We start from the raw sequence: 14130 nt of genomic DNA, 5'->3' as shown, positions 1-14130 counted from the left end.
GTGCCGAAGATCAGCGAGGCGCGTCGCGTCGCCCGCCGCACGGAGATCCTCGAGGCGGCCCAGCGGGCGTTCGCCACCAAGGGTTACCAGCACACCTCGATGGCGGACATCATCGCCGAGACGGGACTGTCGGCCGGGGCGATCTACGGGCACTTCGAGGGCAAGAGCGAGCTGTTCAAGGCGGCGGCCCGGTACATGATGGCCCGCCGCACCGCTGACCTGGTCGCGGCAGCGGCCGTCGGGGACCCGCCGTCCCCTGGCCAGGTGCTGGACATCATGCTCACCGGCCTGATGCACGAGGGGTTCGACCTCCGGCTCCTGGTCCAGCTCTGGGGTGAGTCCACGGTGGACCCGGAGGTGCGGAAAGTCGTGAACACCGCCGTCGGCGCGCTCAGGGAGACCTTCCAGGACACCGTGCGACGCTGGTACGAAGCGGATCCGGACCGTGCGCCCGACGGTGTCGACGTGGCGGTGGCGCGGGTGCTGCCCGTGCTCCTGGGCCTGGGCCAGGGGTTCATCGTCCAGTCGGCCATGCTGGACGGCTTCGATCCGCGGGCCTACCTGGACGCCGCCCGGCAGCTCCTGCCGCACTGACGCCCGGCGGCTTCTGCCGTGCCGCCGCCTGGCGGCTCCTGCGTGCAGACGCCCGGGCGACTCCTGCCGCACAGTCCACGAGGCACCCCCGGGCTCCGGCTAGGCTTGACGATCGGTGCGGGACGGTCGTGAGCGGCCGTCGCACCTGCGCCACCCGATTCATGAGGAGCGACCCGCGTGCAGCTGTGGACGGACCTGGAACAGGTTCCCCCGGGATTCGGGCCATCAGTGGTGACGATCGGCAACTTCGACGGCGTACACCGCGGCCACCAGGCGGTGCTCGACCGCATCCTCCGGCTCGCCCGGAGCGACGCGGCCAGCGCCGTCGCCGTGACGTTCCATCCGCACCCGTCGGCGGTCCACCGGCCCGAGTCGGCCCCCGAGCTGATCACGGGGCTGGAGGACCGGCTGGCGCTCATGGAGCGCACCGGCCTCGACGCGATCCTGCTGGTGCGCTACACGCTCGACTTCGCGGCCCAGACGCCGGAGGAGTTCGTCGCCCGCTACCTCGTGGACGGCCTGGGCGCGCGCACCGTGGTCGTGGGCCACGACGTGCGGTTCGGCAAGCAGAACGCCGGCACGCTGGCCACCATGGTCGAGCTCGGCGGGCAGCACGGGTTCGAGGTCGTCGCCATCGAGGACGTGGGGGACTCCGCGCCGCCAGAGGGCGAGGGGCACCAGCGGTGGTCGTCGACGGTGGTGCGCGCGCTGCTCGCCGAGGGTGACGTCGGCCAGGCCGCCGACGTGCTCGGCCGCCCGCACCTCGTGCGCGGCACCGTCGTGCACGGCGATGCGCGGGGCCGCGAGCTGGGCTTCCCCACCGCCAACCTGGGCGACATCACCGGGCTCGTCCCGGCCGACGGCGTCTACGCGGGCTGGCTGCGCCGCGGCACGGCGGCGACGTGCGCCAGCCTCGCCGGCCCCGAGCGCGACCGCGCGGCGGTGTCCGGCGCCGGGCTGGGGCAGGAGGAGATCCTGCCCGCCGCCATCTCCGTGGGCACCAACCCCACGTTCGACGGCGTGGAGCGCCGCGTCGAGGCGTACGTGCTCGACCGCACCGACCTCGACCTGTACGACCAGACGGTGGCGCTGGAGTTCGTGGCCCACCTGCGGCCGACGCTCCGGTTCGACGGCATGGAGCCGCTCATCACCCAGATGAACGACGACGTGGCGCGCACCCGGAAGATCTTGCGGCCGTAGCGGGGCGCGGTGGGGCGGTCCGGCGGGCGCGCGAGCGAGCGGGCCAGCGGGTCGGGAGGCAGGTCGCTGGGCCGCTGAGCCGGCGGGCGCGGCGGGGCGGGACCGGTGGGCCGGCGAGCGGCTGGGTGAATTGTCGGCCGGAGGTGAACCGGCCGGGCCGAACGGGTCACGGTTCCCGGGGCCGGCCGTCCTTCACTGGTGGAGGGCCTTCACCCCAGCGAAGGAGACACACCCATGGTCCAGACCACCCAGGCGCCCGCACAGGGCGACCCCAACCGCACCCCGCACGAGGCCGTCGACCTGGCGCAGACGCCGGCCGGCCGCACGGTCCGGCGGATCGGGCACGGCGGCGTCTTCGTCCCCGCTGACGCCGACGACCTGGCCGACCCCCGCGAGAGCACCGCGACGCTCATGCCGCGCACGGAGGCGGCTGTGCGCCGCGACCTGCGCGAGCACCGGTTCGACGCGACGACGTCGTTCGACTACCTGCTGCGCGGCCTGGCCGCGCGCTACCCGCAGTCCCACCTGCCCGACGGTGAGCACCTCGACGCGACCAGGGACGCCCTCCTGCGGCTCGGCGCCGGGATGATCGAGCCGCCCGCCGGGCCGCCGGCGCCGGGCGCGCCGCCGGTGCCGTCGCGCGACTCGACGGTCCCGTCGATCTACACCTACTGGGGTCAGTTCATCGACCACGACATCACGCTCAACACCAACGGCCCCGACGACGGCACCGGGCCGGGCGGCGACCAGGCCCTCGGCGACGTCGTCAGCGACCCGTTCCGCACCTTCGCGCCGGGAGTCGTCCGGCGCAGCCTGCACAACGGGCGGGTCCCGCTGCTCGACCTCGACAGCCTGTACGGCTCGGGCCCGCGGTTCGAGGGCGAGAAGGACCGCGGGACCACCCGGAGCGAGGCCGCCTACGTGCCCGGCTCGGCGAAGCTGCGGCTCGGCCGGGTCTCGACCGAGCCGATCCCCGGGTTCCAGCTCGTGGCGCCCGGCGACGACCCGCAGCGCGACCTGCCGCGCAGCGCCGAGCCGGGTAGCGAGCGCGTGCCGCTGATCCCGGACAGCCGCAACGACGAGAACCTCGTGGTGGCGCAGTTCCACGTGGCGATGATCCGGTTCCACAACGCCGTCGTGGACTGGGTGGCGGACCACGAGCCGTGGGCCGCGACGACCGAGCGGGAGCTGTTCGACCGCGCGCAGCAGCTCGTCCGGTTCCACTACCAGTGGCTCGTGGTGAACGACTACCTGCGCACCCTCACCAAGCCAGGCGTGCTCGACTCGGTGCTGGCCACCGGGCCGTCGCTGTTCCGGCCCGCCCGCCGCGTGGCGATGCCGCTGGAGTTCGCGGTGGCGGCGTTCCGGTTCGGGCACTCGATGGTGCGCGGCGCGTACGACTTCAACGTCAACTTCACGGGCAACGGTCCGGGCGGCGTGGCGACGCTGCGCCAGCTCTTCCAGTTCACGGGCAACGGCGGCCTGTCGCCCGACCCCGCCAGCCCGTTCCCGGCCCTGCCGTCGAACTGGCCCGTCGAGTGGCCACGGCTGACCGACAAGGGCGACCCCCTGACGTTCCGCATGGCCCGCAAGATCGACCCGTTCCTGGCGGACGGTCTCGGCGACCTGCTCAACGAGGGCAACTCGGCCCCTGAGCCCGTCAAGGCGCTGCTCAAGCAGCTCGCGCAGCGCAACCTGCTGCGGGGCTACATGCTGGCGATCCCGACGGGCGAGGCCGTGGCCGAGGAGCTGCGGGTCCGCCCGCTCACCCCGGAGCAGCTCCGGCAGAACGCGGCGCCCGAGGTGGTGGCGGCACTCGACGACCTGGACGGCACGCCGCTGTGGTACTACGTGCTCAAGGAGGCGGAGGTCCAGGGCAACGGCAACTTCCTCGGCGAGGTGGGCAGCCGCATCCTGGTGGAGACGTTCGTCTACCTGCTGCGCCTGGACGACGAGTCGTACCTGCGTCGGCCGGGCCGTGACTGGACGCCGGCGTACGGGGTGCGCTTCGAGGACCGGCGCCTCATCACCACGATCTCGGACCTCCTGGCGTTCGCGGGGGTATCCCCGATCGACCGGGACGCCACCGGTGCGCCGGTCTTCCGCCGCGTCGGCACGGGATACGCGGGTCACGACGGGGCATAGAGGTTCGGGGAGAAGCGCCTCGCGGGGAGGGGTTACGGAGAGTGCACAATGTTCACTCTCCGCAACCCCTCCCCGCGAGGCATCTTTCTCCGGAGCCGATCTGGACCCGCATCAGGCCGGGCCAACGTCGAGGGCGAGCCCGCGCCCGTCACCCGCCGAGTGCGGGAGGTCTCACCTGCGCCGTCGGGCAGCGGCGTCCAGCACTGGTAATGTTGGATCGCCGTTAGAACGGCCGCGGACCCAGAGCGCCCGGTGAATCAGTCCCGGAGCACCGCGCAACAACACCGAAGGAGAGCCATGCCGCTCGACACTGCCACCAAGCAGCAGATCATTTCCGAGTACGGGACCAAGCCGGGCGACACGGGTTCGCCGGAGGTGCAGATCGCGCTCCTCACGCAGCGCATCAAGGACCTCACCGAGCACCTCAAGGAGCACAAGCACGACCACCACAGCCGTCGTGGTCTGCTGCTCCTCGTGGGCCAGCGCCGTCGTCTCCAGGGCTACCTCAAGGGGATCGACATCGAGCGCTACCGCGCGCTCGTCGACAAGCTCGGCCTGCGCCGCTGACCATGACACCAAGACCAGCCCGGCCCCCGTCGCGGGGGCCGGGCTGGTCTGGTGAGATGCTGTAGTACAACAACTCAACAGCGTCAGCTCGAACAACGCCGCCGCGACCTCGTCCGGTCCTCGGTAGTGGCTTCCCGAGCCCCCGCTCTCACGGGCGGCGGCTCGGTGGGCCTCGATCGATGACCGTCGGGTGCGGGGGCGTTCCAAGAGAACACACCGAGAGAACAAGGAGGGCACCCGTGGAGGGTCCCGAGATCCAGTTCGCCGAGGCCGTCATCGACAACGGCCGCTTCGGCACCCGTACCGTCCGGTTCGAGACCGGGCGCCTCGCCAAGCAGGCAGCCGGCTCCGTCGCCGCGTACCTCGACGGCGAGACCATGCTGCTGTCGACCACGGCAGCCGGCAAGCACCCCAAGGACCAGTTCGACTTCTTCCCGCTGACGGTGGACGTCGAGGAGCGGATGTACGCAGCGGGCCGTATTCCCGGCTCGTTCTTCCGCCGTGAGGGCCGCCCGTCGACCGAGGCGATCCTGGCCTGCCGCCTGATCGACCGCCCGCTGCGCCCGCTGTTCGTCAAGGGCCTGCGCAACGAGGTCCAGGTGGTCATCACCGTCATGGCGATCCACCCGGACGACGCGTACGACACGCTGGCGATCAACGCCGCGTCGGCGTCGACCCAGATCTCCGGCCTGCCGTTCGACGGCCCGGTCGGCGCGGTGCGCATCGCGCTGGTCGACGGCCAGTGGGTCGCGTTCCCGAAGTACTCCGACAAGGAGCGCGCGGTCTTCGACATGGTCGTGGCCGGCCGCGTCGTGGGCAACGACGTCGCGATCGCCATGATCGAGGCCGAGGCCACCGACGACGCGTGGACGCTCATCAAGAACGACGGCGTCGCGGCGCCGACCGAGGAGGTCGTCGCCGAGGGCATCGAGGCGGCCAAGCCGTTCATCAAGGCCCTGTGCGACGCGCAGGCACAGCTCGCCGCCCAGTCCGCCAAGGAGACGCAGGAGTTCCCGCTCTTCCCGGACTACGAGGACGACGCCTACGCCGCCGTCGAGGCCGCTGGCACCGCCGCGACGCGCGACGCGCTGACCATCGCGGACAAGCAGCAGCGCGAGAACACGCTCGACGAGATCAAGGACAGCCTGCACGCGCAGCTCGACGCACAGTTCGAGGGCCGCGAGAAGGAGCTGTCGGCGGCCTTCCGCTCGCTGCAGAAGAAGCTCGTGCGCCAGCGTGTGCTGACCGAGGGCATCCGCATCGACGGCCGTGGGCTCGCGGACATCCGCACCCTCTCGGCCGAGGTCGAGGTGCTGCCCCGCGTGCACGGCTCGGCGATCTTCGAGCGCGGCGAGACCCAGATCCTGGGCGTCACCACGCTGAACATGCTCCGCATGGAGCAGCAGATCGACTCGCTCGGTCCGGAGACGCGCAAGCGCTACATGCACAACTACAACTTCCCGCCGTACTCGACCGGTGAGACGGGCCGCGTGGGCAGCCCGAAGCGCCGCGAGATCGGCCACGGCGCGCTCGCCGAGCGCGCCCTGGTGCCGGTGCTGCCGAGCCGCGAGGAGTTCCCGTACGCGATCCGCCAGGTGTCCGAGGCCCTCGGCTCCAACGGCTCGACCTCGATGGGCTCGGTGTGCGCGAGCACGCTGTCGCTGCTCAACGCCGGTGTGCCGCTGCGCGCGCCGGTCGCCGGCATCGCGATGGGCCTCGTGTCCGACACGGTGGACGGCGAGACCCGCTACGCCGCGATGACGGACATCCTGGGCGCCGAGGACGCGTTCGGCGACATGGACTTCAAGGTCGCAGGCACCAAGGAGTTCGTCACCGCCATCCAGCTCGACACCAAGCTCGACGGCATCCCGGCGTCGGTCCTCGCGGCCGCCCTGGGCCAGGCGCGCGACGCGCGCCTGACGATCCTCGAGGTGCTCGCCGAGGCGATCGACGTGCCGGACGAGATGTCCCCGAACGCCCCGCGCGTCATCACGGTGAAGGTCCCGGTCGACAAGATCGGCGAGGTCATCGGGCCCAAGGGCAAGATGATCAACCAGATCCAGGAGGAGACGGGCGCGGACATCTCCATCGAGGACGACGGCACCGTGTACATCGGCGCCACCGACGGCCCCTCGGCCGAGGCCGCCCGCGCGGCGATCAACGCGATCGCCAACCCGCACGTCCCCGAGGTGGGCGAGCGGTTCGTCGGCACCGTCGTCAAGACGACGTCGTTCGGCGCGTTCATCTCGCTGTCCCCGGGCAAGGACGGTCTGCTGCACATCAGCCAGATCCGCAAGCTCGTGGGCGGCAAGCGCGTCGAGAACGTCGACGACGTCCTGTCGATCGGCCAGAAGGTCCAGGTCGAGATCGGCGAGATCGACCCGCGCGGCAAGCTGTCGCTGGTCGCCGTCACCGACGAGGAGGAGTCGGCCGGCGCCGGCGACGCCGAGCCGGCCGCCGAGACCGAGACCCCCGCACCCGCGGACGCGTGACATGACGTGGCACCTGCCGCTCGTCCCCGCGGGCGAGCCCGGTGCCGAGCTGACCGCCGGGCAGGACGGGGCGACGATCCGTCGCTCCGTCCTGCCCGGCGGCGTCCGCGTGCTCACCGAGCACATGCCGGGCCAGCGTTCGGCGACGGTGGGCGCGTGGATCGGCGTCGGCTCGCGGGACGAGACCGACGGCCACTTCGGCTCGACGCACTTCCTGGAGCACCTGCTCTTCAAGGGCACCACCCGGCGGACGGCGATGGACATCGCCGAGGCGTTCGACGCCGTCGGCGGTGAGGCGAACGCGGCCACCGGCAAGGAGCACACCTGCTACTACGCGCGCGTGCTGGACTCCGACCTGCCCATGGCGGTCGACGTCATCGCCGACATGGTCACCTCCGCGCGCCTGGACACCGACGAGCTGGAGACCGAGCGCGGCGTCATCCTCGAAGAGCTCGCCATGAACGACGACGACCCGACCGACGTCGTGCACGAGCAGTTCTCCGCCGTCGTGCTCGGGGACCATGCGCTGGGCCGCCCCATCGGCGGCACGCCCGAGACGATCAGGGCCGTACCGCGCGACGCCGTCTGGGACCACTACCGCTGGAACTACCAGCCGGAGACGCTCGTCGTCACGGCGGCGGGCGGCATCGACCACGACCGGCTCGTGCAGCAGGTCTCCCAGGCCCTGGCCGACGGCGGATGGGACCTCGACGCCGCGACCGCGCCGCGCGACCGCAGGGCCGATGTCGAGGACCGGGCGGGGGTGCCCGAGGCGGGCGCCGAGCGGACCGTGACGCGCGCGGTCGAGCAGGCCAACATCATCGTGGGCTCGACCGGCATCTCGGCCACGGACGACCGGCGCTTCGCGCTGTCCGTGCTGAACGCGGTGCTGGGCGGCGGCATGTCGTCCCGGCTGTTCCAGGAGATCCGCGAGAAGCGGGGCCTGGCGTACTCGACGTACTCGTTCGCGTCCGCGCACGGCGGGCTCGGCACGTTCGGCCTGTACGCGGGCTGCGCGGCCGCCAAGGCAGACCAGGTCACCGACCTGCTGGTCGAGGAGCTCGAGAAGCTCGCGAACGACGGCATCACCGAGGCCGAGCTGAAGCGGTCCGTCGGCCAGCTCTGCGGCGGTACGGTGCTCGGGCTGGAGGACTCCGGGTCGCGGATGAGCCGGCTGGGCAAGGCCGAGCTCGTGTACGGCGAGCTGCTGTCGCTGGCCGAGTCGCTGGAGCGCATCCAGGCGGTCACGGCCGCCGACGTGCAGGACCTGGCCCGCGACCTGGCCGCCCGCCCGCGGTCCGTGGTCCGTGTGGGCCCGTTCGACAACTGAACCGCACCGCGGAGTGCCGGGCAGCCGCCCTTCCGGAAGGGCGACTGCCCGGCACTCCGCGGGGAACTGGGGTGGAGATCGTGAGTGACATCAAGGTGGCCGTGCTCGGCGCGAGCGGGCGGATGGGCACGCAGGCCTGCGCGGCGGTCGAGGCTGCCGACGGCCTGCGGCTGGTCGCCCGGCTCGGCCGGGCCGACACCGTCGACGCCGAGACGCTCGCGGGCGCCGACGTCGCCGTGGACTTCACGGTCCCCGCCGTCACCGAGGCCAACGTGCACGCGGTGCTCGACGCCGGCGTGCACGCCGTGGTCGGTACAACGGGCTGGGACGACGCCGCGCGCGGCCGCGTCTCGGCGCATCTCGCCGAGCTCTCGCCCCGCGGCACGGGCAGTACCGGCTCGCTCGGTGTGCTCATCGCCCCCAACTTCGGGCTGTCGGCGGTGCTGGCCATGACGTTCGCGGCGAAGGCCGCCCGCTACTTCGAGTCCGCGGAGGTCGTCGAGCTGCACCACCCGAAGAAGGTGGACGCGCCGTCGGGCACCGCCCGGCACACCGCGGCGGCGATCGCCAGGGCGCGCGCCGAGGCGGGGCTCGGGCCGTCGCCCGACGCGACTGAGGCGGGCTGGGAGGCGCGCGGGGCCGACGTCGACGGCGTGCGTGTGCATGCCGTGCGGCTGCGCGGGCTGGTGGCGCACGAGGAGATCCTGTTCGGCAACGAGGGGGAGCAGCTCGTGATCCGGCAGGACTCGTTCGACCGGGCCTCGTTCATGCCGGGCGTGCTGCTCGCGATCCGCTCCGTGGTGTCCCGTCCCGGGCTGACCGTGGGCCTCGAGCACGTGCTGGACCTGTCGTGAGCGGGCCGGAGCTCGGTCGCGCGGGCGGGCGGCCGTCGTCGCGCTGGAAGCTGCCCAGGGGACTGGCGGGAGCCGTCGCCGTGACCGTGCTGCTCGTGCTGTACGTGGTGCAGATCGCGGGCCGCGGCGTCTCGATGGTGGGCACCGGCGAGCCGGTGCTGATCGCGATCGGCATCGGCGTGCTGGTCATCCCGCTGCTGGTCATCGGGCTGATCGCGCGCGAGTACTGGCTGGCGGCGACCGTGCAGCGGATGGCGGACACGCTGTTCGCCGAGGGGAACCTCCCGGTGGACGACCTGCCGCGGTCGCCGGGCGGGCGCATCGACCGGGCAGCGGCGGACGAGGCGTTCGAACCGCGCCGGGCGGCGGTCGAGGCCGCTCCCGAGGACTGGCGCGCCTGGTACCACCTCGCGTTCGCGTACGACGCGGCGGGCGACCGCCGCCGGGCGCGCGAGGCGCTGCGCAAGGCGGCGGGCCTCTACCGCGCCAGGCGGGCGTCGGCGGCCTGAGTCCTGCGGCGTGAGTCCTGCGGTCTGAGTCCTGCGGTCTGAGTCCTGCGCCTTGCGGCCTTGCGTGGCGCTTGCAGCATCGAGCGGGGCCTGCGGCGTCGTACGCGAGCTGCGGCGTCGGGCAAGACGTGCGGGCTTGGCGTCGCCGGATCGGAAGGCACCTGCGACCTTGCTCACGATCGGGCCAACGGGGTGGAGCGCACCCCGAGCCGGTTGTTTGAATTGTCGCCGCCGCGGTCAGCGATGCCGGCTGAGCGGTGTCCCCCTGACCGAGAGTTCCCGTGCTTCCCCCTGCCTTTCTCCGCGCGCGCCCGCGTGCGTCGAGCATTGACTCCGTACCCGCCGACTCCCTGCCCGCCGAGACACCCGCCGCGCGCGCCGCCAGGAACGACTCCGGACGTTCGCCGTGGCGGGCCCTGCGCCACCCCGCTATGCGCTGGTGGACCGGCGCCAACCTGGTCTCCAGCGCCGGGACCTGGATGCAGATGACCGTCCAGAACTTGCTGGTCCTGGAGGTCACCGACTCCCCGGCCGCGACAGGGCTCTCGCTGGCCGTCCAGGCCGCCCCGGGCCTGCTCTTCGGCGTCGCCGGCGGCGCCGTCGTGGACCGGTGGCCCCGCAAGGCGGTGGTCGCAGCGAGCCAGGCGGCGCTCGGCGCCATCGCGCTGGCGACCGCGCTGCTCGTCGGGCTCGACGCCCTCAGCCTGCCGCTCCTGCTGGCGCTCTCTGCGGTCACCGGTCTCGTGGCGGCCGTGGACGGTCCGGCAACCTCGCTGCTGGGCAACGACCTCGTCGCGCCCGGCGACGTGCCCTCCGCGATCGGCCTCGGCTCCGTGACCCACAGCGTGGGCCGGCTGGCGGGCGTCGGCGCCGCGGGCGGCGTCGTCGCGCTCACCGGGCCTGCCGCCGCCTACCTGGCCAACGGTCTCTCGTTCGTGGCGGTCGCCGCGCTCGTGCCGTTCCTCCGGCCGTACCCGCGGCACGCGGGCGACGGCCGGCCGTTGGAGGCGGTGGAACCCGTCCCGGCGGCGATCCCGCCCGAGCCCACGGAGCCGGCCGGGCCGCGAGCGGGTTCGCTCGACGGCGTCCGGTACTTCTGCAGCCGCCCCCGCCTCGTCACGCTCCTGGCCGTCACCGCGGTGAGCACGCTCTTCGGGCGCAACTACTCGCTGACCCTCGCCGTGCTCGTCACGGGTGCCCTCGCCGGCACGACGCAGGACTTCGCCGCCGTGGCCGCGGTGCTGGCCGTCGGCGGCATCGTCGGCGCGTTCCTCGCCGACCGGCTCCGCCGTCCGACCGTGCGGCTGGTGGCCCTGCTCGCCGCGACAGGGGCGCTGCTCCAGGTGTTCGCCGGGCTGTCGCCGACGTTCGCCCTGCTGCTGGTCGTCGTCGCGCCCCTGGCCGTGGTGGAGTCGCTCTCGGACACCGCGGGCGCGACGGTGCTCCAGACCGACCCGCCGGCCGCCATGCGCGGCCGGGTGCTGGGGGTCTGGCGCAGCGCGAGCACGGCGTGGGGCCTGGCGGGCCCGCCGCTGCTCGGCCTCCTGATGGAGCTGATGGGCGTGCGCGGCGCCCTGGTCGCGGGCGGGGCGGTCGTCCTGGTCACGATCGCCGCCGGCGCGGTCCGGGCGGCGTACCGTTCCGCGGCGGCACCGGGTTCCGTTGTTCGGCGTCGTCCGGTTCGCGGGTTCCCGCCCCGGCCGAACCCGGTTCGGCTTACCCGGCACCCACTGCAGGAGCACCCTGTGCCGCCGCGGCGGGCGGCTCACCGGGAGGTGCGCCGGCACCTCGGCGGCCGGCGTCCGACGCGTCAGGCTCGGCGTCTCACCGTCCGGTCCGGCTGATCGCCCCCCGCGGCTATGGGCGCCGCCTGGCTCTCTCGCGGGGGCTAGCGGACGCCGTAGCGCGCGACCATCGTGGCGACGGCGTCGTCGACGGCGCGGGCCGTCTCGGCGTCGGTGGGGTTCCAGCCGACCACGGTGAGGCGGGGCCAGAACGTGAAGCTCGAGATCATCCCCATGAACTGGGTGGTGGCGACCACCGGGTCCTCGACGCGTGCGGACCCGGCGTCGTGCTCGGCGGCGAGATACCGCCGCACCGCGTCGAAGAACGGCATCTTGCCGACGTCGAAGTGGGTCTCGGCGAGCCCAGGGAAGCGCGGCATCTCGGCGATGACGATGCGGTACAGGCCCACCATCTCCGGCCGGGACATCAGGGCGGCGTACCGGCGCCCGTACTCGGCCAGCCCGGCGGCGAGGTCGCCGGACGCCGGCTCGGGGAGCTCGTCGTCGTCCGGGTTCCAGTGCTCCTTGACCATCGCCTCGAACAGGCTCGCCTTGGTGGGGAACTGCTTGAACAGCGTGGCCTTGGACACCTCCGCGGCCTCGGCCACCCGGGCCAGCGACGTGCCGGCGTAGCCGCCCGCCAGGAACAGGCTGGTGGCGGCGGCGATGATCGCCGCGCGCTTCTGCTCCGCGAGCTGCTGGTGGTACGTGCCGGTGCCGGTCGCCATGGGCCCATCATGCCTCAGGCTGTGAGGTGAGTCGCTTGACTCACCTCTACGCCGCGCATACTCTGAGCGAGAGGTGAGTCAAGGGACTCACAACTAGCGAAAGGCCTCACCTGTGCAGCGATTCGAGAACAAGACGGTCGTCGTCACCGGCGTCAGGAACGAGAGCGAGGCCGCGTGATGGACGACGCCGTGCGACGGGCCATCGAGATCACCCCGGCCGCCTCGAGCCGGCAGCGGACCGTCGACATCACCACGACGGGCCGGCGCACCGGCCTGCCCCGCCGGATCGAGATCTTCTTCTACCACGTGGCCGGGCGCACCTACCTGTGCAGCGGTACGGTCGACCGGCCGAGCTGGTACGTCAACCTGGTGGCCGAGCCGGCCTTCACCTTCCACGTCAAGCACGGCGTGCGGGCGGACCTGCGTGCCACGGCGCGGCCGGTCACCGAGGAGCCGGAGCGGCGCGCGGTGCTGTCCGAGATCGTCGCCGACCTGAACCAGCCCGCCAACCCCGGCCAGCTGGCCCAGCCGGTGGACCTGGAGGACTGGGTGCGCCGGACCCGGCTGGTCGAGGTGACGTTCCTGGACTGACCGGCGCCCGCACCGGGGGGCATCGGGTCAGGCCGGGTCGGACGTCAGCATGGCGTCCACGTCCGGGTGCGTCGGCACCCAGCGCACCGTCGCCAGCACGAAGCCGACGACGAGCAGCACAGAGGTGAGCATGAACGGGTAGGTGCGGTCGATCCCGGACAGCCAGCCGGAGATCCAGCCGAACGGCGCGGCGGCGAGCATGATGCACGTGCGCTGGATCGCCATCACGCGCGAGCGCTCGGCCTCGTCCACGTGCAGCGCGACGAGCGACTCCGAGAGCATGAACAGCATGCCCGCGCCGAAGCTGTCCAGCAGCAGGCACAGGCCCAGGAACGCGTACGTGGACGGCGTCGCGGCGCCGTCGGACGCGGGGATGGCGACCAGCGTGACCTGGCCGGCGAGGTGGATCCCGAACCCCCACAGCGTGGCGCGCCTCAGGTCGACGGCGGTGGTCAGGAGCGGGATGAGCGTGAAGAAGAAGACCACCGACAGCACCGAGCGGACCATCGGGAAGAAGGGCAGCAGCGCATCCGGTACGTGCAGGTGCTGGCTGGCCACCACCTGCCAGAACGTGCCGTTGACGAGCGTGACCGCCGCGGTCAGCGCTGCCACGGCCAGCGCGAGGAGCGACCCGCGCGAGCGCAGCAGCAGCCCGAGCGCCCCGCGGTACCCGGCCAGGAGGCGCCACACGCTCTGCCCGCGGGTGGCGGCCATGCGGACTCGGCCCTGCCGGGTCTCCCTCGACCACAGGTAGAGCCAGACGATCTTCGCCGTCATGACGACCGCCGCATTGATGTAGAGGATGCGGACCGCTGGCTCCAGGCCGAGCTGGGCCACCAGGACGGCGGCCAGCGGCGCGAACAGCGCCGAGCAGTCGGCCGCGACCTTGACCAGCGAGTAGATCCGGGTGATCTGGCCGCGCTCGGCGTCCTCGACCATGAGGCAGTCCCACGAGTTCTGCGTGACCTGCAGGGCGCCGTTCACCAGCGACGCGGCGAGGAAGAACCAGAAGTTCTCCGCGAACGCCCACAGCAGGCACGGGATCACCCAGGCGATCACGTCGAACCATGCAGTCGTCGCGCGCCGCCCGAGCCGGTCGGTGATGATCCCGCCGGCCAGCCCGAAGGCGACCTGGGAGACCATCCCGACGGTCGCGAGGAACCCGATCTGCGCGTCGTGCAGGCCCAGCGCCAGCATGAACACCGAGGCGTAGGGCAGGACCAGGGCCATGGACAGGCCCCACAGCGGCTCGGTCCACACGCAGGCGCGAGGGTTGCCGCGGAGCTCGACAAGGGTCCGCCAGAGCGGGTTACGGGCGCGTGTCACCGGGCAAGTG

At 72.6% G+C, this 14130-nt stretch carries 12 protein-coding genes; 10 read left to right on the top strand and 2 right to left on the bottom strand.

Features of this window, described 5'->3' with window-relative positions:
• From AC0QU1_RS16390 to AC0QU1_RS16350, 9 genes are all read left to right on the top strand, one after another.
• The gene (locus AC0QU1_RS16390; protein WP_483570744.1) at positions 1–594 is read left to right on the top strand and encodes a TetR/AcrR family transcriptional regulator; all 594 of its coding nucleotides are present in this window, start codon (positions 1–3) and stop codon (positions 592–594) included.
• A 177-nt stretch (positions 595–771) separates the two neighbouring features.
• Complete coding sequence (locus AC0QU1_RS16385; RefSeq protein ID WP_483570742.1) at positions 772–1794, top strand: bifunctional riboflavin kinase/FAD synthetase; 1023 nt, start codon at positions 772–774, stop codon at positions 1792–1794.
• Positions 1795–2028: 234 nt separating this feature from the next.
• A complete protein-coding gene (locus AC0QU1_RS16380; RefSeq protein ID WP_483570740.1) occupies positions 2029–3939 on the top strand; it encodes a peroxidase family protein in 1911 nt (636 codons plus the stop codon).
• A gap of 297 nt (positions 3940–4236) precedes the next feature.
• Positions 4237–4506 carry a 30S ribosomal protein S15 gene (rpsO, locus tag AC0QU1_RS16375; RefSeq protein WP_483570738.1) on the top strand — a complete coding sequence of 90 codons (270 nt, stop codon included), beginning with the start codon at positions 4237–4239 and terminating at the stop codon, positions 4504–4506.
• Between the two features lie 239 nt (positions 4507–4745).
• Entirely contained in the window at positions 4746–6998 is a 2253-nt protein-coding gene (locus AC0QU1_RS16370; protein ID WP_483570736.1) for a polyribonucleotide nucleotidyltransferase, read from the top strand.
• Position 6999: 1 nt separating this feature from the next.
• A complete protein-coding gene (locus AC0QU1_RS16365) occupies positions 7000–8328 on the top strand; it encodes a M16 family metallopeptidase (RefSeq protein ID WP_483570734.1) in 1329 nt (442 codons plus the stop codon).
• Positions 8329–8408: 80 nt separating this feature from the next.
• A complete protein-coding gene (gene dapB / locus AC0QU1_RS16360) occupies positions 8409–9182 on the top strand; it encodes a 4-hydroxy-tetrahydrodipicolinate reductase (protein ID WP_483570732.1) in 774 nt (257 codons plus the stop codon).
• The gene (locus AC0QU1_RS16355) at positions 9179–9691 is read left to right on the top strand and encodes a hypothetical protein (RefSeq protein WP_483570730.1); all 513 of its coding nucleotides are present in this window, start codon (positions 9179–9181) and stop codon (positions 9689–9691) included. Before dapB ends, AC0QU1_RS16355 begins: the two co-directional genes overlap by 4 nt.
• Positions 9692–9972: 281 nt before the next feature.
• Positions 9973–11535: an MFS transporter gene (locus AC0QU1_RS16350; protein WP_483570728.1), complete on the top strand. Its 1563-nt coding sequence runs from the start codon at positions 9973–9975 to the stop codon at positions 11533–11535.
• A 44-nt stretch (positions 11536–11579) separates the two neighbouring features.
• Here the strand turns inward: AC0QU1_RS16350 and AC0QU1_RS16345 are convergent, their stop codons facing one another.
• Positions 11580–12203: a TetR/AcrR family transcriptional regulator gene (locus AC0QU1_RS16345; RefSeq protein WP_483570726.1), complete on the bottom strand. Its 624-nt coding sequence runs from the start codon at positions 12201–12203 to the stop codon at positions 11580–11582.
• A gap of 177 nt (positions 12204–12380) precedes the next feature.
• Here AC0QU1_RS16345 and AC0QU1_RS16340 point away from each other — a divergent pair, with 177 nt between their 5' ends.
• A complete protein-coding gene (locus AC0QU1_RS16340; RefSeq protein WP_483570724.1) occupies positions 12381–12794 on the top strand; it encodes a nitroreductase/quinone reductase family protein in 414 nt (137 codons plus the stop codon).
• Positions 12795–12821: 27 nt separating this feature from the next.
• On the opposite strand, the gene AC0QU1_RS16335 is transcribed toward AC0QU1_RS16340, so the two are convergent.
• On the bottom strand, positions 12822–14120 hold the full coding sequence (locus AC0QU1_RS16335) for an MFS transporter (RefSeq protein WP_483570722.1): 1299 nt from the start codon (positions 14118–14120) through the stop codon (positions 12822–12824).
• Positions 14121–14130 lie beyond the last annotated feature (10 nt).

This window comes from Promicromonospora noduliphila (genome assembly GCF_056951025.1).
Note: the sequence above shows the minus strand (reverse complement) of the source record. Positions and strands in the feature narration are given on the sequence as shown.

Coding starts and splice junctions, on each gene's coding strand:
- AC0QU1_RS16340 (WP_483570724.1), top strand. CDS start 12,381: ATGGACGACGCCGTGCGACGGGCCATCGAGATCACCCCGGCCGCCTCG.
- rpsO (WP_483570738.1), top strand. CDS start 4,237: ATGCCGCTCGACACTGCCACCAAGCAGCAGATCATTTCCGAGTACGGG.
- AC0QU1_RS16365 (WP_483570734.1), top strand. CDS start 7,000: ATGACGTGGCACCTGCCGCTCGTCCCCGCGGGCGAGCCCGGTGCCGAG.
- AC0QU1_RS16380 (WP_483570740.1), top strand. CDS start 2,029: ATGGTCCAGACCACCCAGGCGCCCGCACAGGGCGACCCCAACCGCACC.
- AC0QU1_RS16345 (WP_483570726.1), bottom strand. CDS start 12,203: ATGGCGACCGGCACCGGCACGTACCACCAGCAGCTCGCGGAGCAGAAG.